This is a genomic window from Microbacterium sp. NPDC089186, assembly GCF_040685115.1.
Classification (GTDB): Bacteria; Actinomycetota; Actinomycetes; order Actinomycetales; family Microbacteriaceae; genus Microbacterium; species Microbacterium galbum.
In genome coordinates, this window is the sequence record NZ_JBFBHJ010000003.1 from 12,187 (window position 1) to 38,862 (window position 26,676).

A 26,676-nucleotide genomic window follows, 5' to 3' on the forward strand; every position below is an offset into this window, starting at 1 on the left:
TTATTAGTGTACTAACTGTTCGAAGGAGGAGGCCGTGGAAGATCCGCTCAAGCTGGAGAACCAGGTGTGCTTCGCCCTCGTCACGGCCGCACGGAACGTCGTGTCGACCTACCGGCCCGTGCTGGAGCCGCTCGGGCTGACGCACCCGCAGTATCTCGTGATGCTCGCCCTGTGGGAGGACGCGCCGCGGTCGCTCGGGACGCTGGCCGCGGAACTCGCCATGGAGCCGGCGACCCTTTCACCCTTGGTGAAACGCCTCGAAGCGCAGGGGCGGGTCGCGCGTCGGCGTCGTGTCGACGACGAGCGCGTCCTCGACATCGACCTCACCGACGAGGGGCGGGCGCTCCGCGCCGCGGCGCTCGAGGTGCCGGGCAAGATCATGGAGCGCGTCGGCGCCGACGAGCGCTCGCTCATCGCCCTGCGCGACGGTCTCGCGCCGTTCGCGTCTCCCGTGCGGGACTGAGCGACCTCGCCTTCCGAGCACGGCGACGGTGCGCGAGCCTCGCACATCCGTGCGCTCGGGGCGAACCCGGGGCCGATGTCGGAGGGTCGACCTAGACTTAACAGGTGCCGATCGTTCCTGTCTCTTCGCCCTCGTCGTCCGCGAATTCCGCCACCAGCGGCAAGCTCAGCGTCCGGGGTGCGCGCGTCCACAACCTCAAGGACGTCGACCTCGACATCCCCCGCGATTCGCTGGTCGTCTTCACGGGACTCTCGGGCTCAGGCAAGTCGAGCCTCGCCTTCGACACGATCTTCGCGGAGGGCCAGCGGCGTTACGTCGAGTCGCTGAGCGCCTACGCCCGTCAGTTCCTCGGGCAGGTCGATCGCCCCGACGTCGACTTCATCGAGGGCCTCAGCCCCGCGGTGTCGATCGACCAGAAGTCGACGAACCGCAACCCCCGCTCGACGGTCGGCACGATCACCGAGATCCACGACTACATGCGTCTGCTGTGGGCCCGTATCGGTGTGCCCCACTGCCCGGACTGCGGCGCGCGCATCCAGCGGCAGACCGTGCAGCAGATCGCCGACCAGCTCATGGAGCTGCCCGAGCGCACGCGGTACCAGATCGTCGCCCCCGTGGTGACCCAGAAGAAGGGCGAGTTCGTCGACCTCTTCAAGGAACTCAGCGCGAAGGGATACGCCCGCGCGGTCGTCGACGGCGACCTCGTGCAGCTGTCCGAGCCGCCGACCCTCAAGAAGAGCTACAAGCACGACATCGCCGTCGTGGTCGACCGTCTCGTGGCATCCGGAGACATCCTCAGCCGCGTCACCGACTCGGTCGAGACGGCGATGGGGCTGGCCGGCGGCATCATGCAGGTCAACTACGTCGACGAAGAGGGCGACGACGCCTGGCAGTCGTTCTCCGAGAAGCTCGCGTGCCCGAACGGGCACCCGCTGCAGTTGACCGAGATCGAGCCGCGGACGTTCTCGTTCAACGCCCCCTTCGGCGCCTGCCCCGTCTGCTCGGGCCTGGGCACCCGCATGTCGGTCGACGTCGACCTCATGCTCGGCGACGAAGAGCTCTCGATCCGCGACGGCGCCATCCTTCCCTGGACGACGCAGGGCAAGGGCCTGTTCCAGTACTACGAGCGGCTGCTCGAAGGTCTCGCGCGCGACCTGAAGTTCTCGCTCGACACCCCGTGGAAAGACCTGTCGAAGGACGTGCAGCAGGCGGTGCTGCGAGGCGAGAACTACAAGGTCACGGTCAAGTGGAAGAACCGCTACGGGCGTGAGATGCGGTACTCGTCCGGGTTCGAGGGCGTCGTGCCGTACATCGAGCGTCAGTACCTGCAGGCGGAGTCCGACACCCAGCGGCAGCGCTGGGCGGAGTACCTGCGCGAGGTGCCCTGCGCGGTGTGCGACGGCGACCGCCTCAAGCCCGAGGTGCTGGCGGTCCTCGTCGACGACACGTCCATCGCCGCAGCCTCGCGCATGAGCCTGGCCGACGCGCGCGAGTTCTTCTCCCAGCTCACCCTCACCGACCGCGAGGCGACCATCGCCGCGGCCGTGCTGCGCGAGATCCGCGCACGCCTCGACTTCCTGCTCCAGGTGGGTCTGAACTACCTGAGCCTCGGCCGCGCGGCCGGCACGCTGTCCGGCGGCGAGGCGCAGCGCATCCGCCTGGCCACCCAGATCGGCTCGGGCCTGACGGGCGTGCTGTACGTGCTCGACGAGCCGTCGATCGGTTTGCACCAGCGCGACAACCGCCGCCTCATCCAGACGCTCGAGACCCTGCGCGACCTCGGCAACACGCTCATCGTCGTCGAGCACGACGAGGAGACCATCCACGCGGCCGACTGGGTGGTCGACATCGGACCCCGCGCCGGCGTCGACGGCGGCAACGTCGTGCACTCCGGGCCCCTCGCCGAACTGCTGACCGACGAGCGCTCACTGACGGGGGCGTACCTGTCGGGCCGTCGCGCGATCGAGGCGCCCCAGACGCGTCGCAAGATCGACAAGAAGCGTCAGGTCACCGTCGTCGGGGCGCGGGAGAACAACCTCAAGAACGTCACCGTCGACTTCCCCCTCGGCGTGCTCACCTCGGTCACCGGCGTGAGCGGTTCGGGCAAGTCGACGCTGGTGAACGGCATCCTGTACGAAGTGCTCGCCTCGAAGCTGAACGGCGCGCGCCGCGTTCCGGGCAAGCACACGCGGGTCACCGGTCTCGACAACCTCGACAAGGTCGTGCACGTCGACCAGGCGCCGATCGGCCGCACCCCGCGCTCCAATCCCGCGACCTACACGGGTGTGTTCGACCGGATCCGCACCCTCTTCAGCGAGACCCCCGAGGCGAAGGTGCGCGGTTACCAGGCGGGGCGCTTCAGCTTCAACGTCAAGGGCGGTCGCTGCGAGGCGTGCTCCGGCGACGGAACGCTGAAGATCGAGATGAACTTCCTCCCCGACGTCTACGTCGACTGCGAGGTGTGCCACGGCAAGCGGTACAACCGCGACACGCTGTCGGTGCACTACAAGGGGAAGAACATCGCCGAGGTGCTCGAGATGCCGATCTCGGAGGCCGCGGAGTTCTTCGAACCCATCCAGGCCATCCACCGCTACCTCAAGACGCTGGTCGACGTGGGCCTCGGCTACGTGCGGCTCGGGCAGTCGGCCACGACGCTCTCGGGCGGCGAGGCGCAGCGCGTCAAGCTCGCCACCGAGCTCCAGCGTCGCAGCAACGGCCGCTCGATCTACGTGCTCGACGAGCCCACCACGGGTCTGCACTTCGAAGACGTGTCGCTGCTGCTGAAGGTGCTGAACGGCCTGGTCGACAAGGGGAACACCGTCATCGTCATCGAGCACAACCTCGACGTCATCAAGAGCAGCGACTGGGTCATCGACCTCGGGCCCGAGGGCGGCGCCGGCGGCGGCACGGTCGTCGCGACCGGAACGCCCGAGCAGGTCGCGAAGGTCGAGGAGAGCCACACCGGCGCTTTCCTGGCCGAACTGCTCGAGACCGGACGCACGGGCGCGCAGCGCAACACCGCATCGGATGCGGACAGCGCCGAGCGGGAGCTCGTGAGCGCGGCGGGCTGAGTCATGGCCCCTGCACCTGCATCCCGGGAGCGGATGTCGCAGCTGCCCTATCGCCCGAAGGCGGGGGAGATCCCGACCAATCCCGGGGTCTACCGGTTCCGGGACGCCGACGGGCGCGTGCTGTACGTCGGTAAGGCGAAGAACCTCCGCGCGCGACTGTCGAACTACTTCGCGCCGCTGTACTCGCTGCACGAGCGCACCCGCCGCATGGTCACCACGGCGGCCAGTGTGGAGTGGACGGTCGTGCCCAGCGACGTGGATTCGCTGCAGCTCGAGTACATGTGGATCAAGGAGTTCGATCCGCCCTTCAATGTGCGCTACCGCGACGACAAGTCCTACCCGTTCATGGCCATCACCCTCGCGGATGAGGCGCCGCGCGTCATCGTCACCCGCAATCACAAGATCCGCGGGGCAAAATACTTCGGGCCGTACCCGAAGGTGTGGGCGGTGCACGACACCATCGACCTGATGATCAAGGTCTTCCCGATCCGCACGTGCAGCGACTCGTCGTACAAGAAGGCGATGGCCTCGGGTCGCCCCTGCTTCCCGGGGCAGATCGGCCGCTGCGGCGGACCGTGCTCGATGAAGGTGACCGTCGAGGAGCATCGCGCCGTCGTGAACGACTTCATCTCCTTCATGTCGGGCGGCGATCAGCGCTTCACGCGCGAGCTGACGGCGCGCATGAAAGAGGCGTCGGCGGCGATGGACTACGAGTCGGCCGCCCACTACCGCGACCGTCTGCAAGCGATCGACGCGGTGCTGGGCAAGAGCGCGCTCGTTCTGGCTCCCGACACGGATGCCGACCTCTTCGGCATCGCTGAAGACGAACTCGCCGCGACCGTGCAGCATTTCGTCGTGCGCGGAGGCCGCGTGCGCGGTGTGCGCGCGACGACGATCGAGAAGGAGATCGACATCTCCGGAGCGGAGCTCGTCGACCAGGTGCTGCAGCGCACCTACGGCGACGCGGATGCGTCGGACATCCCCCGCCAGGTGCTCGTGCCCGAGCTGCCCGATGACGCCGAGCAGCTGGAGGACTGGCTGCGCGAGCGACGGGGCCGGCCGGTGACGCTGCAGATCGCGCAGCGCGGGCGCAAGGCCGATCTGCTCAAGACCGCGACCCTCAACGCCCAGCAGGCGCTCATGCTGCACAAGACCCGCCGCACGAGCGATTACGTCGCCCGATCGCAGGCCCTCACCGACCTGCAGGAAGCGCTCGGGATGAGCGAGGCGCCGCTGCGCATCGAGTGCTTCGACGTCTCGCACCTCGCGGGCACCAACGTCGTGGCATCCATGGTCGTGTTCGAGGACGGGCTCCCGCGAAAAGACCAGTACCGTTCCTTCGGCGTCGCCGAGACCACCGACGACACCGACTCGATGTACCAGGTGCTCACGCGTCGTCTGGCCTACCTCGACCGTCCCGACGAGATCGAACCCGAGACGGTGAACGGCGCGATCGTCGCCGCCCCCGAGTCGGAGGAGGCCACGAGCGACGGCGACGTGGTCACCGCCCGCAAGCGTCCGCGCTTCGCGTACCGCCCGCAGCTGCTCGTGGTCGACGGCGGACAGCCGCAGGTGGCCGCCGCGGCGCGGGCGCTGGCCGACGCGGGTCACGAGGAGATCGCCCTCTGCGGCATCGCCAAGCGCCTCGAGGAGGTGTGGCTGCCGGGTGAGGAGTACCCCGTCATCCTGCCCCGCACCTCGGAGGCGCTCTACCTGCTGCAGCGACTGCGCGACGAGGCCCACCGTTTCGCCATCGTGCACCAGCGCAAACGTCGGAAGCGTGACATCACCAGCGTGCTGTCGGAGGTGCCGGGTCTCGGTGATGCCCGCATCAAGGCTCTGCTGCGCCACTTCGGCTCGGTGTCGGCGCTCAAGAACGCCAGCCCAGACGAGATGACGGTGCTGCCCGGTATCGGGCCGACCCTGGCAGAGGCGATCCACACGCATCTGGCTCGATAGGCTGAGGACGAGGACGGGAGGCGATCACCATGGAACCGGCACGCGACGAGCCAGGTGAGGTGCTGATCGTCACGGGCATGTCGGGCGCCGGCCGCTCCACGGTGGCGAACGCGCTCGAAGACCTCGACTGGTACGTGGTCGACAATCTGCCGCCGCGCATGCTGCGCCCTCTGCTCGAACTCACCGAACTCGCCGGTGGCGCCGTCCCCCGCGTGGCGGTCGTGGTCGACGTGCGCGGACGCTCGTTGTTCGGCGATCTTCCCGAGGCGATGCGGACGCTGCAGGCCGGACGCCAGGTGCGCGTGGTCTTCCTCGACGCCTCCGATGCGGTGCTGGTGCGCCGCTTCGAGGCGGTGCGACGGCCGCACCCACTGCAGGGCGACGGCACGATCCTCGATGGCATCCGCCGGGAGCGCGAGCGCCTGGCTCCGGTTCGCGAGGCCGCCGACGTGGTCATCGACACGTCGAGCCTGAACGTCCACCAGCTGTCGTTGCGTACGGTCGCGCTGTTCGGCGAGGAAGGGGCGGCCCGTCACACGATCACCCTGATGAGTTTCGGCTTCAAGTACGGGCTGCCGCCCGACGTCGACCTCGTGGCCGACATGCGCTTCCTGCCGAACCCGTTCTGGAACGACGAGCTGCGTCCGTTGACCGGCGAAGACCCCCGCGTGCGGGAATACGTGCTGGGGCAGGAGGGCGCCTCGGCGTTCCTGGACGCGTATTCGGCCGCGCTGCGGCCCGTCCTCGAGGGATATCAGCGCGAGAACAAGCGGCATTCCGTGGTCGCCGTGGGGTGCACGGGGGGTAAGCACAGATCGGTGGTGATGGCGCGCGAGCTCGCTGCACGTCTGGCCGATGTTCCGGGTGTGGCCGTCCGCGTGGCTCACCGCGACCTCGGTCGCGAGTAGGCTGTAACGTCGTCCCCGCCGCCCCCACCCGAGGAGAATCGTGCCCCTGACCGCCGACGTGAAGGCCGAGCTCATCACCGTCCGCGACCCGCGCCCGACCGCGCGCGTCGCCGAGCTCACGGCCCTCCTGCGCTTCTCCGGTGGTCTGCACTCCATCGCCAATCGCGTCGCCGTCGAGGCCGAGTTGGACTCCGACATCCTCGCGCGTCGCGTCGCCCGCGACCTGATGGAGCTGTACGGCGTGCGCCCCGAACTGCACCACGTGCAGGGCTCCGGCGGTCGCAGCGGCGGTCTCTTCGCCGTGCGCGTGATCGAGGCGGGTGAGACGCTCGCGCGTCAGACGGGGCTGCTCGACCAGCGACGTCGCCCCGTTCGCGGTCTGCCCAACAAGCTCACGACCGGCTCGCGCCCCGACCTCAGCGCCATCTGGCGCGGCGCGTTCCTCGCGAGCGGCACGCTGAGCGATCCCGGCCGGTCGGCTGCACTCGAGATCTCCTGCCCCTCGTCCGAGGCGGCGATGGCCCTCGTCGGCGCGGGTCACCGCATCGGCATCCCGGCCAAGGCCCGTGAGGTGCGCGGCGTCCCCCGCGTCGTCGTGCGCGACGGGGAGGCCATCCGCGGCGCCCTCTACGAGATGGGTGCCCGCCGCACCGCGGGGGAGTGGGATCAGATGCGCCAGCGCCGCGAGGTGCGCGCCGGCGTGAACCGTCTCGTCAACTTCGACGACGCGAACCTCCGCCGATCGGCCCAGGCCGCCGTCGCCGCGTGCGCGCGCGTCGAGCGCGCCCTCGAGATCCTCGGCGACGAGGTCCCCGACCACCTGCAGCAGGCGGGCGAGCTGCGTCTGGCTCACCGCGACGCGAGCCTGGACGAGCTCGGCCATCACGCTGATCCGCCGCTGACCAAGGACGCCGTCGCCGGGCGTATCCGCCGTCTGCTCGCGATGGCCGACAAGAAGGCCGAGACCGAGGGCATCCCCGGGACCGAGGCCGCGGTCCCCGTCGGCGCCGACGACTGACGGATCTCTTCCGGATGCCGCGTTCCCGGCATCCGTGATCCGATCGCGCAGGGTGTGCGGCCGAGCCCCTCGCCTCTCCGGCTGCCCCGACCCCCCGGGCATCCCGATCCGGCCCGCGCGAGGGGAGCCCGCCCGGGCCGAGCCCGCCCGGACCGAGTCCGCGCCGGCTCGGGTGCGCCGACGTGCCACCGGTCCGGGGGTCCCCGACGCCCGACGACGCGCCCGGGCCGCTACCTTTCGTCGCGCGGGGAAGCAACCCTGTGGGTTGCGCGTTGGCCCTCAATAGGATGAAGACGTCACCCTCGCTGCGCGATCCCTCAGCTCGTCGTCTTGGCGGAGAGGTTTCGGCGGCGCCCGATTCGGAAGTAGAGAACATGGCGAAGTACACGCTGCCCGAACTGCCCTACGACTACTCGGCGCTGGAGCCGCACATCAGTGCGACGATCATGGAGCTGCACCACAGCAAGCACCACCAGACCTACGTCAACGGCGCCAACACCACCCTCGACCTCCTCGCCGAAGCGCGCGAGAAGGGCGAGTTCGCCAACATCAACCGCCTGCAGAAGGACCTCGCGTTCAACCTCGGCGGTCACACCAACCACTCGATCTTCTGGACGAACCTCTCGCCCAACGGTGGCGACAAGCCCACCGGCGACCTCGAGTCGGCCATCGACGACCAGTTCGGCTCGTTCGACGCCTTCCGCGCGCAGTTCACCGCCGCCGCCCTCGGCGTGCAGGGCTCGGGCTGGGCCGGCCTGTTCTGGGACTCGATCGGGGAGAACCTCGTCATCCAGCAGTTCTTCGACCAGCAGGGTCAGATCGTTGCCGGTACCGTTCCGCTGCTGCTTCTCGACGTCTGGGAGCACGCGTACTACCTCGACTACAAGAACGTGCGCGCCGACTACGTGAAGGCCTTCTGGAACATCGCCAACTGGGCCGATGCGCAGGAGCGCTTCGCCGCCGCCCGCGAGAAGACCGCGGGTCTGCTGGTACTGTCGTAAACGGTGCGGCGTCCCGGTGGGACACCCACCGGGACGCCGTTGTCCGCCAGCGAAACCGCAATCACGCGCTCATCGCGCACAACTGATTCAGGAGATATTCCGTGACCGTCAAGATCGGAATCAACGGCTTCGGCCGTATCGGACGCAACTACCTCCGCGCGGCTCTCGCGCAGGGTGCCGACCTCGAAATCGTGGCGGTGAACGACCTCACCGACAACAAGACCCTCGCGCACCTCCTCAAGTACGACTCCGTGGGCGGCGTGCTGTCCGAGGACGTCTCGTACACCGAAGACTCCATCACCGTCGGCGACAAGACCATCAAGGTCTTCGAAGAGCGCGACCCCGCCAACCTCCCCTGGGGCGAGCTGGGCGTCGACATCGTCATCGAGTCGACCGGCCGTTTCACCAAGGCCGAAGACGCCAAGAAGCACGTCGCCGGTGGCGCCAAGAAGGTGCTCATCTCGGCTCCCGCCACGGGTGACGACGCCACCATCGTCATGGGCGTGAACGAAGAGACGTACAACCCTGAGACCGACGTCATCATCTCGAACGCGTCGTGCACCACGAACTGCCTCGCGCCCCTCGCGAAGGTGTTCAACGACGCCTTCGGCATCGAGCGCGGCTTCATGATGACCGCTCACGCCTACACGGCCGACCAGAACCTGCAGGACGGCCCGCACAGCGACCTGCGTCGTGCCCGCGGTGCGGCGATCAACATCGTCCCCGCCTCCACCGGCGCCGCGAAGGCCATCGGCCTCGTCCTGCCCGAGCTGAACGGCAAGCTGAGCGGCTCGTCGTACCGCGTTCCGGTTCCCACCGGCTCCATCGTCGACCTCACGATCGTCACCCCCACCGAGGGTCTGACCGTCGACCAGGTCAACGAGGTCTACAAGAAGGCCGCCGCCGAGGGGCGCCTCAACGGGATCCTGCAGTACACCGAGGACCCGATCGTCTCGAGCGACATCCAGGGCAACCCGCACTCGTCGATCTTCGACGCGGAGCTGACCAACGTCAGCGGCAACCTCGTCAAGGTGTCGTCGTGGTACGACAACGAGTGGGGCTACTCGAACCGTCTCGTCGACCTGACCGAGTACGTCGCCGAGCGTCTCTGACCCTCCATGGCTCTGCGCACCCTCGATTCGCTGGGGTCGCTCGCCGGCACGCGCGTCATCGTCCGTTGTGATCTGAACGTCCCCCTCAAGGACGGCGTCATCACGGACGATGGCCGCGTGCGCGCGTCGCTGCCGACCCTCAATGCACTGATCAACGCCGGCGCGCGCGTGGTCGTGTGCTCGCACCTGGGCCGCCCCGACGGGGCGCCCGACCCGAAGTACTCGCTCGAGCCGGTCGCGCAGCGCCTGTCCGAGCTGCTCGGCCAGCCGGTCGCGTTCGCGCGCGACACGGTCGGCGAGTCGGCTCAGGATGCCGTCGCCTCGCTCGAGGACGGAGAGGTCGCGGTCATCGAGAACCTCCGCTTCAACGCGGGGGAGACCTCGAAGGACGAGTCCGAGCGTCAGGCGTTCGCTCGCGAGCTCGCCGGTCTCGGCGATGCCCTCGTGTCGGACGGCTTCGGCGTCGTGCACCGCAAGCAGGCGAGCGTCTACGACCTCGCCCAGTTGGTGCCCTCGGCCGCGGGCCTGCTCATCCAGAAGGAGCTCGAGGTCCTCGACCGCCTCACCGAGAACCCCGAGCGTCCGTACACGGTCGTGCTCGGCGGATCGAAGGTGAGCGACAAGCTCGGCGTCATCGAGCACCTGCTGCCCCGCGTGGACAAACTCCTCGTCGGCGGCGGCATGATGTTCACGTTCCTCGTCGCCGAGGGGCACAAGGTCGGATCGAGCCTGCTCGAGCAGGACCAGATCGACACCGTGAAGGGCTATCTCGCCACGGCGAAGGAGCGCGGCGTCGAGATCGTGCTGCCGGTCGACGCGGTCGTGGCGGCGTCGTTCTCGGCGGATGCCGAGCACGTGGTCGCCGATGCCGACGCCCTGGAGGACACCGCCTTCGGCGCCTCCGGTCTCGGTCTCGACATCGGGCCGCGCACGGCGGAGATCTTCGCCGACGCGATTCGGGGCTCGCGGACCGTCTTCTGGAACGGCCCGATGGGCGTGTTCGAGATGAAGGCGTTCGAAGCCGGCACCAAGACCGTCGCCCAGGCGCTCACCGAGGTCGACGGCCTCAGCGTCGTCGGCGGCGGCGACTCCGCGGCGGCCGTGCGTCAGCTCGGTTTCTCCGACGACCGATTCGGTCACATCTCCACCGGCGGAGGCGCCAGCCTGGAGTTCCTCGAAGGCAAGAAGCTCCCCGGACTGGAGGTCCTCGGATGGCAACAGTGAACAGAACCCCCCTCATCGCGGGCAACTGGAAGATGAATCTCGACCACCTGCAGGCGGTCGCATTCGTGCAGAAGCTGCACTGGACCTTGAAAGAGGCCAAGCACGAGAACGGCAGCGTCGAGGTCGCGGTGTTCCCGCCGTACACCGACCTGCGCACCGTGCAGACGCTCCTCGGTGCCGACAAGATCGAGTTCGCGCTCGGCGGTCAGGATTTGTCCGCGCACGACTCCGGTGCCTACACCGGTGAGATCTCGGGCCAGTTCCTGGCGAAGCTCGACGCGACCTATGTGATCATCGGTCACTCCGAGCGACGCCAGTTCCACCACGAGACCGACGAGGTCGTCGCGGCCAAGACCCAGGCGGCACTCCGTCACGGTCTCGTGCCCGTGATCTGCGTGGGCGAGACCTCGGAGGACCTCGAGAAGTTCGGCGCCAGCGCCGTTCCGGTCGGGCAGCTCGAGGTCGCACTCGAGGGTGTGTCGGCGGACGCCGACATCGTCGTGGCGTACGAGCCGGTCTGGGCCATCGGCTCCGGCCAGGCGGCGACGCCCGACCAGGCCCAGGAGGTCTGCGCCAAGCTGCGTGCCGTCGTCGCCGACAAGCTCGGTGCCGATGCGGCCGCGCGCACCCGCCTGCTCTACGGCGGCTCGGTCAAGTCCGGCAACATCGCCGGGTTCATGCGCGAGCCCGACGTGGACGGCGCGCTGGTGGGCGGTGCGAGCCTCGTCGTCGACGAGTTCGCGGCGATCATCCGCTTCCAGAAGCACGTCGGCGTCTGACGCCCCTCCGGATGCCCGCGGCAGCACGCCGCGGGCATCCGTGCGTCTGAGACGCGTCCCCGTATACTTGACGCTTGTGCGGTCGTCCCGTCCGCTCGCGAAAGGCTTTCGACAGTGCAGATTCTCGAGTTCGTCCTGCAGGTGCTTCTGGGCGTCACCAGCCTCCTGCTGACCCTGCTCATCCTGCTCCACAAGGGTCGCGGCGGCGGTCTGTCCGACATGTTCGGCGGCGGCATGAGCTCCGCCCTCGGTTCGTCGGGCCTGGCTGAACGCAACCTCAACCGTTTCACGATCGTGCTCGCGCTGGTGTGGTTCATCACCATCGTCGGTCTCGGTCTGCTGACCAAATTCGCGGAGATCTGACATGGCCACTGGCGGCAATGCCATCCGTGGCTCGCGCGTCGGCGCGGGCCCCATGGGAGAACAGGACCACGGCTTCCACGCCGACCGCGTCGCCGTGTCGTACTGGGACGCCCTCGGCAACGAGACCGTTCGCTACTTCGCGGCGGGCATCCCCGACGACGAGATCCCCGAGACGATCGACTCGCCTCACTCGGGCCTCCCCGCGGGTCGCGACAAGGCGAACCCCCCGGCACTGGCCAAGGCGGAGCCCTACAAGACGCACCTCGCCTACGTGAAGGAGCGCCGCAGCGACGAAGAGGCCGCTTCGCTCCTCGACGACGCCCTGCAGCAGCTGCGCGAGCGTCGCGGACAGTAAGCCCGCTTCGCCTCGCTTTCCACGGAAGGGCCGGATGCCATGGCATCCGGCCCTTCCGCGTTCACGGCGTCCGGGAACGGACGTCGTCTTCGCACGCCGTCCCCGGACCGGTCGCCTTTCTCGGCGAGGCCTCACGGGGCGTACGCGTGCCGCACGGCGTCCGCTCAGCGGACGGGGGAGTCCGTGACGATCGTGGTCCACGGGCCGGGCGGGACGTCGGCGTCATCGATGAACGCCCAGTCGACGCGGTCGCCGTCGCCGTCGAGCTCCGCGTAGCCGAGACAGCCGTTGAGGGCGGGAGAGACATCGAGGCCCGCTCCGTTGTAGCGCTCGTTGGCGGGTCGGCGGTCGTCGGAGCCGAAGACGTAGGCGCTGTCGCGGTATTCGCCGGGTCCGGCATCCTGGATCTGCCCGTAGCAGAGGCGGTCGCCCTTGCGAAGGACGACCCAGCGGTTCTTCATCAGGCTCGCGCGGCGGTCGTCGACGACCGTGGCGTAGGGCGATCGGTCGGCCCAGGGGATGACCTGACCGCGCATCGCGAACCCCTTGTCGTCGTTGACGTCGTCGAAGGGGAGATCGAGGTAGAACGGGTTCTGCCGCGGCGTCATGCGGGTGGGGAAGTAACCGTTGTCGGCGGTGCGGGTCTCGGTGCGGCAGTCGTCACCGTCGACGACGCCGTCGCACCCGCCGTACGAGGTGAGCCAGTCGGAATCGTACGTCGAGATGCGCTGACTGCCGTCGGAGGCCTGGGGGTCGAAGACCTCGCCGACCCAGAAGGTCGTCGAGACGATCCCGGTGTGCCAGGGATAGCCGGTGTCGGGCAGCGGCGCGAGCGTGGGCGCGCAGCCGGTCGCGCCGACGACGGCGACCACCGCGAGGGCGATCGCCGCCGTCGAGCGCGAGCGGGGTGTCATCCGGTGACGTCGCTCTCCGTCGGACGGAACACCTCGAGCGGACCCTGTGGCGTCGACGGTGCTGACGTGTCGATCGGGGCCGTGGCGCTCATGACGGTCAGCGGCGGGGCACTGGAACTGTCGTAGAGGCCGAGGTCGTCGGTGCGCAGCGTGCCGTTGCCGAAGATGTTCAGCGCGAAGCTGATGCCGGTGTATCCCGACGGGATGGGAGCCGTGGTCCAGTCGGCTTCGGTCCAGGCATCGGCCGCGGCGAACCAGGGGCTCGATGTCCAGTACGACCAGGACCCGCTCGCCGACCGGAGGTAGACGGCGAACTGCGTCGGCCCGCTCGCCTGATACCACTCACGCAGCGTGTACGTCCGTCCGGGGGTCACCGTCGGCGAGCACTGGCCGAGGTCGAACTGCGGCAGGAGCTTGGCGTCGCCGTCGACGTACCCCGTCATCGAGATGCCGCTGGCGATGTTGCCGGTGTGCGCGGGGGAGCCCGTGCTGAAGGAGGGCGTGTTGGTGCCGTAGCCCCCTCGCATCCAGCAGTCGGGGGCGCCCGTCTCCATGCCGGGGTTGACGATGCCGTTCGTCGAGCCGGTGGCCGCCGGCACGGCGGGACCGTCGACGACGGGCTTCGTGGTCCCGCCGATGACGCTTCCGATGGTCTTCACGACCGTGCCGGCGGACTGCCGGGTCTTCAGCCACGACAGGAACTGGCTGAAGGTCGACGTCGTCACGGCGAGGTCGCTGCAGGCGTCGTCGCACACGTCGTGGAACGTGTACTGCACCCACCCGCCGCCGTTCTTCTCGGCGTTGGTCACGCCCTGCTTCAGGTCGGCGAGCGTCCAGGTGGCATCGACCTGATCGAGCGCGGCGAGGGCGAACGGATCGGGCGGAGGCGTCTTCTCGGCGTAGGCGCAGTCGGGGCAGCCGAAGCGGCTCTTGATGTCGCCGAGCAGGCGACCGCTGTTGTATCCGCATGTGGCGACCGCCTTCTCGACGTCGGGCGTGCTCGAGGCGAAGGGGTAGGCGAAGCTCTTGACCGTGAAACCCCACGAGGTGAGGTTCTTGCGGTCCAGGCAGATCTGCCGGGTCGCCTCGTCGACGCTCACGTCGGCGAGGTCGGGGTGGTTGACGGTGTGCCCGCCGATCTCGTGACCGGCGTTCTTGAGCTTCGTGAGGTCGGCGCGCGTCATGTGCCCGGCAGCGCCGATGTAGCCGGACGGGACGTAGAAGGTCGCCTTCATCGCGTTGGCCTGCAGGGCGGGCAGTGCGTTCAGCTGGTCGGCGTTGGCGTCGTCGAAGGTGAGGCTGACCACGGTGCGGGTCGCCGCTTCGGCGGGCGGGGGCGCGAGCGCGACCGAGGCTCCCGCCACCACCGCGAAGGCCGAGACGACGGCGAGGACGCGCCGCCATCTCGGGGGCGCGAGCGTGGGCGGGCGTCGGCGTTCGATCCGGAGGTCTCGTCGGAGCATGGGCTCTGCCTTTCGTGGGGGGTGCGGAGGGTTCACGACACCGTCACCGACTTGGCGAGGTTGCGGGGCTTGTCGACGTCGCGATGCAGACGCACGGCGAGCTCGCGCGCGAACATCTGCAGCGGAACCACGGTCTCGAGCGGTCCCCACGAGGGTCCGGTGCGCGGCAGATGCAGCGGCACTCCGCCCACGGTGAGCACGCGTTCGCCGATCCGGATGACGCGACCTCCGCGTGCGGCGACTTCGGCGATGTCGACATCGAGCCGCGGATCGCCGTTGTCGACCACGAACACGGGGGTGCCGGCATCCACCAGGGCGAGGGGACCGTGCTTGAGCTCGCCGGCGGGGTGGGACTCCGCCCAGCGGTACGACAGCTCCTTGAGCTTGAGGGCACCCTCGGCGGCGTAGATCAGACCCGCGCCGCGGCCGAGGAAGAGGAACCCCGACGCCCGGGCGTACTCGGCGGCCAGCTGCGCGCTGGGTCCCCGCCAGGCGTCGAGGGCGGCGGCGAGCGCATCGGGCGTCGCGGCCAGGGCGCGGAGGTCTGCGCCCAGGCACGCCGAGTCGGCGCGGTCGAAGGCGGACAGTCCCGACAGGGCCACGCAGACCCCGGTCAGCACCTGCGCGACGAACGTCTTGGTCGCGGCCACCCCCACCTCCGGGCCGGCGAGGCAGTCGATGACCGCGTCGGAGCGGCGGGCCAGGGTGGAGGAGGAGCTGTTGGTCAAGGCGAGCAGGGTGCCGTGCCGGGGCGGCAGGGCGTCGAGGGCGCGCAAGACGTCGGCGGTCTCGCCGGACTGGCTCATCGCGATCACGAGGGTGCGCGGCTCCCACACCTCGTGCGCGGCCTCGCTGGCCACGAGGGTGCGCGTGGGCAGACCGCCGAGACGCCCGAAGACCCCCGCGACGGCGCGACCGGCGTGCAGCGACGTGCCGCAGCCGATCACCGTGACCCGGTCGATGTCGTCGAGCGACGGCAGGCCCAGGCCGCGCCACAGCGACCCGTCGACGATGCCCGGGCCGAGGGCCTCGAGCACCCGGCGGGCGACCACGGGCTGTTCGTCGATCTCGTTGCCCATGTGGTCGCGGTGGCGACCGGTGCTGGCCAGCAGCGCCGTGCGGGGGACCGGCCACAGCCCGCGCGGTCGGCAGCTGCCCCCGGCGCGGTGCCAGCGGATGCCTGCGGCGTCGATCTCGACCACGTCGTCGTCTTCGAGCACGCGGAACTCGGTGACCTCGGGAGCCACCGCCCCGACATCGCTCGCGAGGTAGGTGCCCGTGCCGTCCTGGGCGGAGATGAGGGGGGAGCCGTGCGCCGTCGCCGCGAGGGTCCCGGTGCGCGCGTCGAGGGCGACGACCGCCCACGAGCCCGAGAGGTGGCCGGCCGCGTCGGCGAGGGCGTCGCCGAGTCCCACCCCGGGGCGCTGAGCCTGCTCGATGAGGTGCACGATCACCTCGCTGTCGACGCCCGTGGCGAAGCGGTGCCCGGCGGCGACGAGTTGCGCCCGGAGGACCTCGGCGTTGTCGATGATGCCGTTGTGCACCACGTAGAGCCGGCCGCTGCAGTCTTCCAGCGGGTGGGCGTTCGCCTCGCTCACCTCTCCGTGCGTGGCCCACCGGGTGTGCCCGATGGCCGCGGTCGTGGCATCCGTGCTCTGTTCTCCGGTCACCACCGCGAGGGCCGCCACGCCGCTGAGAGTACGCGCGTGCAGGGTGGTGCCGTCGGGCCGTCGCGCGGCGATCCCGGCGGAGTCGTAGCCGCGGTACTCGAGGCGTTCGAGGGCGGAACGCGCACGGGATGCCGCGGCGGCGGGGCCGCGGTAGGCGGTGATTCCGCACATCAGACGACGCCCCGGAACGAGCCGGCGCCGGCGAGGGGCATGGCATCCGACCCGAGACGCTCCCGAGAGAGCAGATCGGCAGCCACGCGCATGATGGTCGTGGTGAGCGGGGTGGTGGGCTCGTAGCCGACGAGGTCGTGCGCCTTGGTGTTGTCGGGGACGCGGCGACGCATGTCCTCGAAACCGGCGGCGTAGGCCTGCTCGTAAGGGACGAGCTCGATCTCGCTGCGACTGTCGAGGGTCGCGATGATCTCGCGCGCCAGGTCGAGGATCGAGATCTCCCGCGACCCGCCGAGGTTGTAGGCCTGTCCGCGGGCACGGGGATCGCGTTCGATGCGCACCATGGCGGGGACGACGTCTTCGACGGCGGAGAAGCAGCGCGTCTGCAGGCCGTCGCCGAACACCGTGAGGGGGTGCCCGCGCAGCGCCTGGCCGACGAGGTTGGGCAGCACCATGCCGTAGCGGCCGGTCTGACGCGGACCCACGGTGTTGAACAGGCGGACGATCGCGACGTCCAGCCCCTCCTGATCGCAATAGGCCTTGGCGAAGGCTTCGTCGATCCCCTTGGCGCCGGCGTAGGTCCACCGCGAGAGCAGGGGATCGCCCAGCACGCGGTCGGAATCCTCGCGCAGGCGGTCGGCGGTGTTCTTGCCGTAGACCTCGCTCGTGGACACCAGGAGCACCGACGCCTTGTGCTCGATCGCCGCGGTGAGCACGTTCTCGGTTCCGTGGATGTTGATGCGCAGGCCCCGCAGCGGCTGCTCGACGATGAGCTTGACGCCGACGGCGGCGGCGAGGTGGAACACCCGATCGCAGGAGTGCATCGCCTGGGCGACGGTCCTGCTGTTGAGGATGGATCCGTGGATCATCTCCAGCCGGGGGTTGTCGGCGACACCGGCCAGGTTGCGCGCCGACCCGGTGGAGAGGTCGTCCAGGACGACGACGTCGTCGCCGGCCGCGAGGAGGTGCTCGACGAGGTGGCTGCCGACGAAGCCGGCGCCGCCGGTGACCAGCGTGCGCGTGCGTCCGCCCGCCGACGCGGGGAAGACCGGGACGCCGCTCACAGCAGCACCCGCCCTGCGATGTCGGTGCTGCGGTAGGTGCCGTCGACCACGAGGGCGTCGCCGTCGAGCCACGCCAGGTCGCAGTCGTGATGCCGCGTGTGCACGAGCACGACGTCGGGATGGAATCCGCCCGGGTCGGCGAGGGAATCGCGCTCGCGCCCCGAGTCGAGGTGGATGTGCGGGGCGTGGGTGTCGACGTACTGCACCTCGGCACCCACGTCGATCAGGTGGTCGATGATCTCGAGGGCGGGCGACTCGCGCAGATCGGCGACGTCGGGCTTGTACGTCACCCCGACCACCAGGACGCGGGCCCCTAGCGTGCCCTTGCCGGCGCGGCCCAGCACGTCGCGGATGCGTTCGACGACGCGGCGCGGACGGGCGGCGATGCGCGTCATCGCCTCGGTGATGACGCCGGCGTCGACGTGCAGCGCCTTCAGCTGCCAGAGCAGGTAGTGCGGATCGCACGGGATGCAGTGCCCGCCCACCCCGGGACCGGGATAGAACGCCATGAAGCCGTAGGGCTTCGTGCTCGCCGCCTCGATCACCTCGGTGACGGGCACGTCGAGCGCGCCGCAGATGTCGGCGAACTCGTTCGCGAGCGCGATGTTGACCGCGCGGAAGGTGTTCTCGAGCAGCTTCGTCATCTCGGCGGTCGCGAGGGAGGAGACCCGGTGGACGCGGGCAGCGTAGCGTGCGAGCAGCTGCGCGCCCTGCTCCTCGCAGCGGGCGGTGGCCCCGCCCACGACACGCGGGACGACCTCCTGCGCGAAGCCGACGTTGCCGGGGTCGATGCGCTCGGCGCTGAAGGCGACGAAGACGTCGTGGCCGATCTCGAACCCCCGCTCGCGCAAGGGCTGCTCGACCAGGTCGTGCGTGCAGCCGACGTAGGTGGTGGAGGTCAGCATGACGAGCTGCCCCGGGCGGGCCGCGGCGACGACGGTGGCGCACGCGGCCCGCAGGGGAGCGAGGTCGGGGACCTGCTGGTGGTCCACCGGCGTGGGGACGCACACCACGATGGCGGCCGCCCGCGACAGCTCGGTCACGTCACCGGTCAGGCGGAACGCGCCGGGACGCCGCAGCGCGGCATCCAACCGTTCTCGATCGGTGTCGATGAGGTCGGCGCCGCGGGCGGCGATCGTGCGCAGCCGGCGCGATGAGACGTCGAGCGCCAGGACGCGAGAGCCGCTGGCGTGATAGGCCAGCGCCGTCGGCAGCCCCACGTACCCCAGGCCGACGATCGCGACGTCGAAGTCGAATCGGGGCGGCGCGGCGGCGACCGGGGGCGGCGACACGGGGGTCGCTTCGGCGCGCACATCGAGTGTGGACATCGTCATCCTCCAACAGCGGGGTCCGAGGGGGCGATGGGGGGCCAGGCCCCCTCGGACGATTCGGGTGGTGCGGGTGGGAGGCGGCCGATCGGGTGGGTCGGCGCTGATCCGGGGCCCACACTGATGCGGACCGGTGGGATGGTCAAGGACGCCGGGCGGATCGTGCGGGATACCGCCGACCGCACCGTGCCGTGCGGGAAACCGCATCGACGAGTGCGGGCCGGCTGCGGCGCCGCGGGCCCGTTCTGCGCGTACCGTCGGGCGCAGCCTCGACCCGAAGAGGAGGACCCCGTGAGCCCCGCCCTGCCCGCGCACGACCTCGCACGCCCCCCTGCCGTGTCCCCCTCGCGCGCCGCCGACGAGGGGCGGATGCCGTGACCGTGACGTTCGCCGTCGTCATCGCCGTCGCGACGGTGGGCGTGTCGACGCTGGCGTGGGGGACCGTCGGCATCCTGCGCCTGCTCGCCGAGTCCTGCATCGCGTCGCCGTGGGGCGCACCGTCGATGTTCTACCGGTCCGACGAGGTGGCCGTGCTGATCGCGGCGCACAACGAGGAGCTGGTCATCGCGGAGGCGGTCGGCGCCGCGCGACGCCTCGTTCCGCCCGGCAACGTCTTCGTGGTCTCGGACGGGTCGAGCGACGACACCGTCGGGCGGGCGCGACGCGCCGGAGCGACGGCCGTCGACCTCGTTCCGAACCGCGGCAAGGCCGGCGCCATCCGGGCCGGGCTCGAGCGCTTCGGCATCGCCGCCCGCTTCCCCCTCCTGCTCCTGCTCGACGCCGACTCCCGCCCCCGCCCGGACTACCTGCGCACCGCCCTCCCCTTGTTCACCGACGACGGGGTGGTCGCTGTCGCGGGCCGCGCCACGACCGCGGCCGACACCCCGCGCACCGTCGTCGGCCGCGTGCTCACGGCGTATCGCGAGCGCACCTACGTCTGCACCCAGTACCTGCACAAGTTCGGCCAGGCTGCGCGGGGCGCCGACGCGGTGGCGATCGTGCCGGGCTTCGCGAGCCTCTACCGCACCGACGTGCTGGACCGCATCGACATCGATGCCCCGGGGCTCTCGATCGAGGACTTCAACATGACGTTCGAGGTGCACGCGAAGCGCTTGGGGCGCATCGCCTTCCATCCCGGCTGTGCGGTGGCCGAAACGCAGGACCCGGCGACCCTGCGCGACTACACCGCACAGGTGCGCCGGTGGAGCCTGGGCTTCTGGCAGACGGTGCGGCGGCACGGTGTGCGCTACGGGCTGTTCTGGACCTCGGTGGGCGTCTTCGCGATCGAGACCGTCGTCTCCAGTCTCGTGCTCGCCGCGGCGCTTCCGGTGCTGCTGTTCGCCGGTCTCGCGGCCGTGGCAGCGGCCGTCCTCACCGGACCGGCGGCGCAGACCGCGGCGGCGCTGTCGGCCGCTCTGCCGGTCGGTCCGCTCGCGCTGGCCTTCCTGCTCGTGGACGCGCTGATGACGGTCTTCGCCTGCGCCCTCTCGCGCACCCGGCCGCGCGTGTGGATGCTGCTGTTCCCGCTGCTGCGGGTGTGGGACGCGCTGCTGTGCCTGCGGGCGCTGATGTCGGCGTGGGGGCGTCCCTCCGACGGGCGCTGGCGCAGCCCGGACCGCCGGCCGGCCGCTGTCGCGCCGGCAGCGGGGGGAGCGGATGCCGTGACCTCGGCATCCGTGTCGGCCCCTCGTCGCGAGTTCCGGCGCCGGACCTCCGCGACGCCGTCGCCCGGCGCGATCAGGGCGTCGCCGCTCCGCGCAGCAGCGAGACGAGGTGGACGCGCGAGGTGACGCCGAGCTTGCGGTAGACGCGCGTCAGGCGCAGTTCGACCGTGCGCAGCGAGACGAACAGCGCCGACGCGATCTCGCGGTTGCGCAGACCCTGCTCCACCAGGGCCACGACCTCCTGCTCCTGCGGCGACAGCGCGCGACCGCGCGCCGGAATCGTGCTCGTGCGCGCCGCGGGGGAGCGGTCCGCCGTCGGCAGGCACCGCTCGCGCGTCGCGTGCAGGGCCGAATGCTCCGAGGGGGCGTCGGTGCTGCGCAGGACGGCGTCGGCGTCGCGGAACGCCCGCGCGCCGTCCTCCGCGGAGCGGCAGACGGCGCGGGATCGCGCCACGGCGAGGGTCGTCCATCGACGCGGATGCCGGGCCGCGGCCGCTTCGAACCGCGCGAGCTCGCGGCGGGCCTCGGCCTCGCGCCCGGTCAGCCACAGCGCCTCGATCAGATCGGCGTCGATGCGCAGCAGCGACGGATCATGCGTCGCCGCAGCGTCGCCGGCCCCGCGGAGCAGGTCCACGGCATCCTCGTACCGTCCCTCGGCGAGGGCGAGCCTCCCCTCCAGCGCCGCGAAGAACGGCAGGAGGGCCGTCGTCCCCTCACGCCGGCACAGGTGGCGTCCCCGTGCGATCATGTCGCCCGCGCGCGCGTCGAGAGGGTCGGCTGCGGCCGCCTCGGCGCACAACAGGGTCGTCGCGGCGTCCTCCGCGCGGCCCGGGGCCCACTCGTGGCGCCAGGCCGCGACGGCCTCGCGCACCGCCGACGCGTCGCCGCCTCGCACCTCGCAGACCACGAGCAGGCGCAGGACGCGCTCGCGCCACAACGGGGCCACCCGGGGAACGCGCTCCAGCAGCTCGGTCGCCTGACGCCGCGCCGCGGCGTACTCCTCGCGCAGCATGCGCACGCTCGCCGAGAGCGAGGCGATCTCGACCGGTGCATCCGCCGCAAGTACGGCCGGGTCGAGGGGCGGCGGCACGTCGCGACCCGGCGCCGGGGCGCCGCAGCCGAGTTCGGCGACGAGCAGGCGCAGCATCGCGGTCTCGGTCGACGCGGCACCTGCCGCGGCGATCGCGTCCAGAGCCTCGAGCGCCGCGGCGAGCTCCCCGCGCCCCAGATGCAGTCGGGCGCTCTCGCAGAGCAGGCGCTCCGCACCGGCGGTCCATCCCTCGGCGTCGACGCGGACGAGGACGTCGTCGATCACGTGGTCGACGTTCGCCCCTGCGCGCAGGCGGGCGATCGCCGCGCGCACACGGACGGCGGCATCGTCGCTGCGACCCGCGCGCCGCAGATAGTGCTGTCCGAGCAGGTCGAGCCCCTGGAGCACCAGCGCGCCGCCGAGATCGACGAGTCCTCGGGTGCGGCCCTCGGGGTCGAGTCGACCCGACAGGGCGCGTTCGGCGAACTCCACAGCGGATGCCGTCTCCCCGGCGCGCGCGAAGCCCACCGCCGCGGCGAGGAGCGAACCGCGGTCGCCGTCGGGCTCGAGGAAGCTCTCGTGCCACAGCTGGGTGGCACGGTCGCGGTCGCGATGATCGTCGGCCGCTTGGGCGTGCAGTCGGCGCCGGTCCTCCGGCGCCATCGCCGCGTGTCGCCGCAGACGGAGCGCGGGATCGCTCATGCGGGCCAGGTCGTCGTGCACGCGGACCGTGCCGTCGTCGATGAGCTGGTCGACGTCGGCGCCCTCGGCGAGGGCGGTGAGGCGCAGTCGCTCGTAGTCGTAGACGGGACCGATCGACAGCAGGTCGAGCACCGCGTCCGCGCGTGCGCCGCGCGGGGAGAATGCCTCGCGCCGTGGGCGACCGCTCCGGTCGTCCGACAGGCGCAGCGGGAGGGGCAGCGCGTCCTCACCCGCCGCCTCCGCCGCCGTCAGCCGCACGCGAGACAGCACGCCGGGGTCGCCGCCGGTGAACATCACGACGAGGTGGCGTACGGCGGCCGCGCTCGCGGGACCGACGATCTCGCGTGCGAGGTCGGACGCGGCCTCGAAGGCGAGGGGCTCGAGGCGCACGTGCGGCAGCGCGGCGACTTCGTGGCGGTGTCCGGGGGCCCCCACGGTGGCGAGGATCGTGACCCCCGTGCCACGAAGACGCCCGAACACGTACGACAGCACCGTGAGGCTCGCACCGTCCATCTCATCGAGGTCGTCGATGACGAGCACGCCCGCGTCGTCGCGGATGAGGTGCAGTGTCCGGCTCACCTCCTCGGCCATCAGGTGCTCCGGCCAATCGCGACCGCGGTCCAGGATGCCGTCGATCGCGGCGCCGCGCGCGCCGCCGAGTCCGGCGGCGACGGCCGACAGGCCCGAGTACGGCCACATCCGCTCGCTCGGACTGACGGCGACCAGGTTCGCCCGGTGCTCCCGGGCGAGTTCGGCCGCCAGGGCCGATTTGCCCATTCCCGCCTCGCCGACGAACACGCACGCGGCTCCCGTGCGCAGTCCGACGGTCGTCCGTGCGATGTCGAGCTCGCGCCCGCGACCGAACAATGGCATCCCACGCTCCCTCTCGCGCGAACCGGCGGGCGACGATCACGATCGTCGCGCCGGTTCAGGATGCCCCCCCTGCAGGAAGGGTAAGCCGCCGCACCGTCGAAGACAAGAGCCGGAGGATTTCTCCCCGTTCGCACGGAAGGGGCCCGGATGCCGGGCATCCGAGCCCCTCGTGCCGTCAGGGTTCCGCCGACGAAGTGTTCTCGCCGCAGCCGCGGCGTGAGACCTCGCGTGGTCGGAGTGCGCGGGCGGGGGTACCGGAGGTCAGTACTCGCGATCGATGAGCTGCGGCGGAACCTGATCGGCGGCGACCTCGTCGACGAAGAAGGCCGTGCGACGACGGCCCTTCGCACCCGCCGCGGGGACGCTCTGATAGCTGGCCCCGGCGAGGGCCAGCCCGAGGGCTGCGGCCTTGTCGGCGCCGGCGATGACCATCCACACGCGCTTCGAGGAGTTGATGACCGGCCGCGTCAGCGAGACGCGGTCGCTCGGCGGCTTCGGTGAATCGCGCACCGGCACGGTGGCGCGATCGGTGACCGAGATCTCGGGCCGGTCGGGGAACAGCGAGGCGATGTGCGCGTCGGGGCCCACTCCGAGGAAGCAGATGTCGAACGACGGCCAGGGGCCGGTCTCGCTGCGGTCGGAGGGGGCGAACTGCGCCAGTTCGTCGGCGTATGCGATCGCCGCGGCATCCAGGTCGAGTCCGTCGTCGCTCGAGGCGACCACGTGGATGTTCTCGGCCGGGATGTCGAGGTGGTCGAGGAACGCTTCGCGCGCTTGCTTCTCGTTGCGGTCGTCGGAATCGCGCGGAACGAAGCGCTCGTCGCCGAACCAGAAGTGCACGAGCGACCAGTCGACGTCGGCGACGCGCGCATCGCTTGCCGCGGTGCGCAGCACCGCTGCGCCCATGGTCCCGCCGGTCAGACAGACGTGCATGCGCTTGCCCTCGGCGACGCGCTTGACGATCCGGTTCATGAAGCGGGTCGCGACGTACTCGGCGAGCGTGTCGGCGTCGCGCTTGATGATGACGCGCTTGGCCGAGCCGTTGTCGGTCATGACGCGTCCTGCTCGCTCGCCGCGAGCAGCAGGTCGTGCCCCTCGGTGATGACCCGCCCGTAGAGCAGGTCGGGGTCGAGACGTCGCAGCTCCTCCGCCAGGCACTCCCGCAGGGTGCGGCGAGGGAAGGCGAGGTCGTGCGTGGGCTGCCCGGGCTGCGTGAGTACCGCGATGCCCGCCTCGGGACGCTCGAGGAGCGTGTCGCCACTCGGGCGCGTGAGGCGCACCGACTTGATGCCGCTCGCCCACTCGTCGGCGGGCAGGTAGGCGTAATCCACCGGAGCTTCGAGCTTCATGCCCAGCCACGCCGCCAGCAGGGCGGTGGAGGGGGAGTCGGCCGCACCGCGCACCTCGACGGCGGTGACCGGTTCGAACGGCGGCTGGTCGAGCACGGCGGCCAGCTGCTCGCGCCACCGGGTGACCCGCGTCCAGGCGAAATCGGTGTCGCCGGGCGCGTAGTGCTCGCCGAGCTGCGCGACCCAGGCAGCGGGATCCGCCTGCGACGAGGCATCGGTGATGCGACGCTGGGCGATGCGGCCGATGGCCGAGCGCGAGGGGTTCTCAGGGGCTTCGGCCGGCCACCACGCCACGACGGGTGCGTCAGGCAGGAGCAGGCCCGTCACGAGGCTCTCGGCGTTGGAGCCGGCCGCGCCGTGGGCGCGGAGCACGACCACCTCGCTCGCACCGGCGTCGCCGCCGACGCGGATCTGCGCGTCGAGGCGCGGCTCCTCGTCCTCGTCGCCGAACAACACGGCGATCACGCGCATCGGGTGCTCGCGCGAGGCGTCGTTCGCGGCCTCGATGACTTCTTCCTCGGCACCGTGGTGGGTGACGATGATGAGCGTCAGCACGCGCCCGAGGGCGACGGCGCCGCCCTCTTCGCGCACGCTCACGAGGCTCTTCGAGATCGCGCTGACGGTGGTGTCGGGCAGATCGATGATCACGGGCGCCTCCAGGTGCGGCCGTCGCGGGCGAGGAGCTCGTCGGCGGATGCCGGCCCCCACGACCCGGGCGAATACTGTTCGAGGGGACCGCCCTCGGCGGCCCAGAACTCCTCGATCGGGTCGAGGATCTTCCAGCTGAGCTCGACCTCTTCGTGCCGCGGGAACAGCGGCGGGTCGCCGAGGAGCACGTCGAGGATCAGACGCTCGTAGGCCTCCGGGCTGGCCTCGGTGAAGGCGTGGCCGTAGCCGAAGTCCATCGTGACGTCGCGCACCTGGGTGCCGTCGCCGGGGACCTTGGATCCGAACCGGATCGTGACGCCCTCATCGGGCTGGACGCGGATGACGAGCGCGTTCTGTCCGAGCTCCTGCGTTTGGCTGCGGGAGAACAGCTGCTGCGGCGCCCGCTTGAACACCACGGCGACCTCGGTCACGCGGCGTCCCAGGCGCTTTCCGCTGCGCACGTAGAACGGCACGCCCGACCAGCGGCGCGTGTTGATCTCGAGCTTGATCGCCGCGTACGTCTCGGTGACCGACTCGGGGTTCATCCCGTCTTCCTCGAGGAAGCCGAGCACCTTCTCGCCGCCCTGCCATCCGCCGGCGTACTGACCGCGCGCGGTGGCCTCGGCCAGATTCTCCGGCAGGCGGACGGCGGCGAGCACCTTTTCCTTCTCGGCGCGCAGGTCCGCGGCGTTGAAGCTGATCGGCTCCTCCATCGCGGTCAGGGCGAGCAGCTGCAGGAGGTGGTTCTGGATGACGTCGCGCGCCGCGCCGATGCCGTCGTAATACCCCGCACGGCCACCCACGCCGATGTCCTCGGCCATGGTGATCTGCACGTGGTCGACGTAGTTGCGGTTCCAGATGGGCTCGTACAGCTCATTGGCGAAGCGCAGCGCGAGGATGTTCTGCACGGTCTCTTTGCCGAGGTAGTGGTCGATCCGGAAGATCGAGTCGGCCGGGAACGCGCTCTCGACGACCTCGTTCAGCTCGCGGGCCGAGGCGAGGTCGTGGCCGAAGGGCTTCTCGATGACCACGCGGCGCCAGCCCGAGGTGTCCTCGGCCTTGTCGCCCACGAGACCCGACGCCTTCAGCTGGGTGGTGACCAGCGGGAAGGCCTTCGGCGGGATCGACAGGTAGTACGCGTGATTGCCCATGGTCCCGCGCTCGGTGTCGAGCTTGTCGACGGTGTCGCGCAGGCGCACGAACGCCTCGGGGTCGTCGAACTCGCCCTGCACGAAGCGGATGCCCTCGAGGAGCTCCTTCCACGTCTCCTCGCGGAACTCCGTGCGCGCGTACTTCTTCACCGACTCGTAGACGACCTTCGCGAAGTCCTGGTCCTCCCAGTCGCGGCGGGCGAAGCCGACGAGCGCGAATCCGGGGGGCAGGAGTCCGCGGTTCGCGAGGTCGTAGACGGCCGGCATGAGCTTCTTGCGTGACAGGTCTCCCGTCACGCCGAAGATGACGAGCGCGCTGGGCCCCGCGATGCGGTTGAGTCGGCGATCCTCGGGATCGCGCAGAGGATTGTGACCCGGTGTGATCTTTACGACCAT

Annotated in this window: 21 protein-coding genes; 12 read left to right on the plus strand and 9 right to left on the minus strand. The window is 70.6% G+C overall.

What is annotated here, in order from left to right; genetic code table 11:
- Nucleotides 1-34: 34 nt before the first annotated feature.
- From AB0N82_RS10290 to AB0N82_RS10340, 11 genes are all read left to right on the plus strand, one after another.
- Entirely contained in the window at nt 35-463 is a 429-nt protein-coding gene (locus tag AB0N82_RS10290) for a MarR family transcriptional regulator (RefSeq protein ID WP_363391258.1), read from the plus strand.
- 104 nt (nt 464-567) lie between these two features.
- Complete coding sequence (gene uvrA / locus AB0N82_RS10295; RefSeq protein ID WP_315995875.1) at nt 568-3,534, plus strand: excinuclease ABC subunit UvrA; 2,967 nt, start codon at nt 568-570, stop codon at nt 3,532-3,534.
- Nucleotides 3,535-3,537: 3 nt separating this feature from the next.
- On the plus strand, nt 3,538-5,493 hold the full coding sequence (gene uvrC / locus AB0N82_RS10300) for an excinuclease ABC subunit UvrC (RefSeq protein ID WP_363391262.1): 1,956 nt from the start codon (nt 3,538-3,540) through the stop codon (nt 5,491-5,493).
- A 29-nt stretch (nt 5,494-5,522) separates the two neighbouring features.
- Complete coding sequence (gene rapZ, locus AB0N82_RS10305; protein ID WP_136585809.1) at nt 5,523-6,401, plus strand: RNase adapter RapZ; 879 nt, start codon at nt 5,523-5,525, stop codon at nt 6,399-6,401.
- A gap of 40 nt (nt 6,402-6,441) precedes the next feature.
- The gene (gene whiA, locus AB0N82_RS10310; RefSeq protein ID WP_315995873.1) at nt 6,442-7,419 is read left to right on the plus strand and encodes a DNA-binding protein WhiA; all 978 of its coding nucleotides are present in this window, start codon (nt 6,442-6,444) and stop codon (nt 7,417-7,419) included.
- 374 nt (nt 7,420-7,793) lie between these two features.
- A complete protein-coding gene (locus AB0N82_RS10315) occupies nt 7,794-8,420 on the plus strand; it encodes a superoxide dismutase (RefSeq protein ID WP_315995872.1) in 627 nt (208 codons plus the stop codon).
- 101 nt (nt 8,421-8,521) lie between these two features.
- Nucleotides 8,522-9,532, plus strand: a complete 1,011-nt coding sequence (gene gap, locus AB0N82_RS10320; protein ID WP_076675342.1) for a type I glyceraldehyde-3-phosphate dehydrogenase — start codon at nt 8,522-8,524, stop codon at nt 9,530-9,532.
- Nucleotides 9,533-9,538: 6 nt separating this feature from the next.
- The gene (locus AB0N82_RS10325) at nt 9,539-10,756 is read left to right on the plus strand and encodes a phosphoglycerate kinase (protein WP_315995871.1); all 1,218 of its coding nucleotides are present in this window, start codon (nt 9,539-9,541) and stop codon (nt 10,754-10,756) included.
- Nucleotides 10,744-11,535 carry a triose-phosphate isomerase gene (gene tpiA / locus AB0N82_RS10330; RefSeq protein WP_363391268.1) on the plus strand — a complete coding sequence of 264 codons (792 nt, stop codon included), beginning with the start codon at nt 10,744-10,746 and terminating at the stop codon, nt 11,533-11,535. The genes AB0N82_RS10325 and tpiA overlap by 13 nt, the downstream gene beginning before the upstream one ends.
- A 114-nt stretch (nt 11,536-11,649) precedes the next feature.
- Complete coding sequence (secG, locus tag AB0N82_RS10335) at nt 11,650-11,898, plus strand: preprotein translocase subunit SecG (RefSeq protein ID WP_315995869.1); 249 nt, start codon at nt 11,650-11,652, stop codon at nt 11,896-11,898.
- Nucleotide 11,899: 1 nt separating this feature from the next.
- Nucleotides 11,900-12,253, plus strand: a complete 354-nt coding sequence (locus AB0N82_RS10340; protein WP_055955187.1) for an RNA polymerase-binding protein RbpA — start codon at nt 11,900-11,902, stop codon at nt 12,251-12,253.
- Between the two features lie 164 nt (nt 12,254-12,417).
- Here AB0N82_RS10340 and AB0N82_RS10345 read toward each other — a convergent pair whose 3' ends face one another.
- From AB0N82_RS10345 to AB0N82_RS10365, 5 genes are read right to left on the minus strand one after another with little or no spacing between them, the layout of a single operon-like run.
- Nucleotides 12,418-13,167: a hypothetical protein gene (locus AB0N82_RS10345; RefSeq protein ID WP_363391272.1), complete on the minus strand. Its 750-nt coding sequence runs from the start codon at nt 13,165-13,167 to the stop codon at nt 12,418-12,420.
- Nucleotides 13,164-14,630 carry a polysaccharide deacetylase family protein gene (locus tag AB0N82_RS10350; RefSeq protein ID WP_363391275.1) on the minus strand — a complete coding sequence of 489 codons (1,467 nt, stop codon included), beginning with the start codon at nt 14,628-14,630 and terminating at the stop codon, nt 13,164-13,166. Before AB0N82_RS10350 ends, AB0N82_RS10345 begins: the two co-directional genes overlap by 4 nt.
- Before the next feature lie 32 nt (nt 14,631-14,662).
- Nucleotides 14,663-16,471 carry a glutamine--fructose-6-phosphate transaminase (isomerizing) gene (glmS, locus tag AB0N82_RS10355; RefSeq protein WP_315995866.1) on the minus strand — a complete coding sequence of 603 codons (1,809 nt, stop codon included), beginning with the start codon at nt 16,469-16,471 and terminating at the stop codon, nt 14,663-14,665.
- Complete coding sequence (locus AB0N82_RS10360; RefSeq protein ID WP_315995865.1) at nt 16,471-17,535, minus strand: GDP-mannose 4,6-dehydratase; 1,065 nt, start codon at nt 17,533-17,535, stop codon at nt 16,471-16,473. Before AB0N82_RS10360 ends, glmS begins: the two co-directional genes overlap by 1 nt.
- A complete protein-coding gene (locus tag AB0N82_RS10365) occupies nt 17,532-18,863 on the minus strand; it encodes a nucleotide sugar dehydrogenase (protein ID WP_315995864.1) in 1,332 nt (443 codons plus the stop codon). Before AB0N82_RS10365 ends, AB0N82_RS10360 begins: the two co-directional genes overlap by 4 nt.
- Before the next feature lie 374 nt (nt 18,864-19,237).
- Between AB0N82_RS10365 and AB0N82_RS10370 the strand changes: the two genes are divergently transcribed.
- A complete protein-coding gene (locus AB0N82_RS10370; protein ID WP_363391280.1) occupies nt 19,238-20,653 on the plus strand; it encodes a glycosyltransferase family 2 protein in 1,416 nt (471 codons plus the stop codon).
- Here AB0N82_RS10370 and AB0N82_RS10375 read toward each other — a convergent pair.
- From AB0N82_RS10375 to zwf, 4 genes are all read right to left on the minus strand, one after another.
- Nucleotides 20,601-23,132 (minus strand): LuxR family transcriptional regulator, encoded by a 2,532-nt coding sequence (locus tag AB0N82_RS10375; RefSeq protein WP_363391283.1) that lies wholly within the window; start codon nt 23,130-23,132, stop codon nt 20,601-20,603. The two genes, AB0N82_RS10370 and AB0N82_RS10375, sit on opposite strands and share 53 nt — an antisense overlap.
- A 261-nt stretch (nt 23,133-23,393) precedes the next feature.
- Nucleotides 23,394-24,185 (minus strand): 6-phosphogluconolactonase, encoded by a 792-nt coding sequence (pgl, locus tag AB0N82_RS10380; RefSeq protein ID WP_315995861.1) that lies wholly within the window; start codon nt 24,183-24,185, stop codon nt 23,394-23,396.
- Nucleotides 24,182-25,129 (minus strand): glucose-6-phosphate dehydrogenase assembly protein OpcA, encoded by a 948-nt coding sequence (locus AB0N82_RS10385; protein WP_315995860.1) that lies wholly within the window; start codon nt 25,127-25,129, stop codon nt 24,182-24,184. The genes pgl and AB0N82_RS10385 overlap by 4 nt, the downstream gene beginning before the upstream one ends.
- The gene (gene zwf / locus AB0N82_RS10390) at nt 25,126-26,676 is read right to left on the minus strand and encodes a glucose-6-phosphate dehydrogenase (RefSeq protein ID WP_363391287.1); all 1,551 of its coding nucleotides are present in this window, start codon (nt 26,674-26,676) and stop codon (nt 25,126-25,128) included. The genes AB0N82_RS10385 and zwf overlap by 4 nt, the downstream gene beginning before the upstream one ends.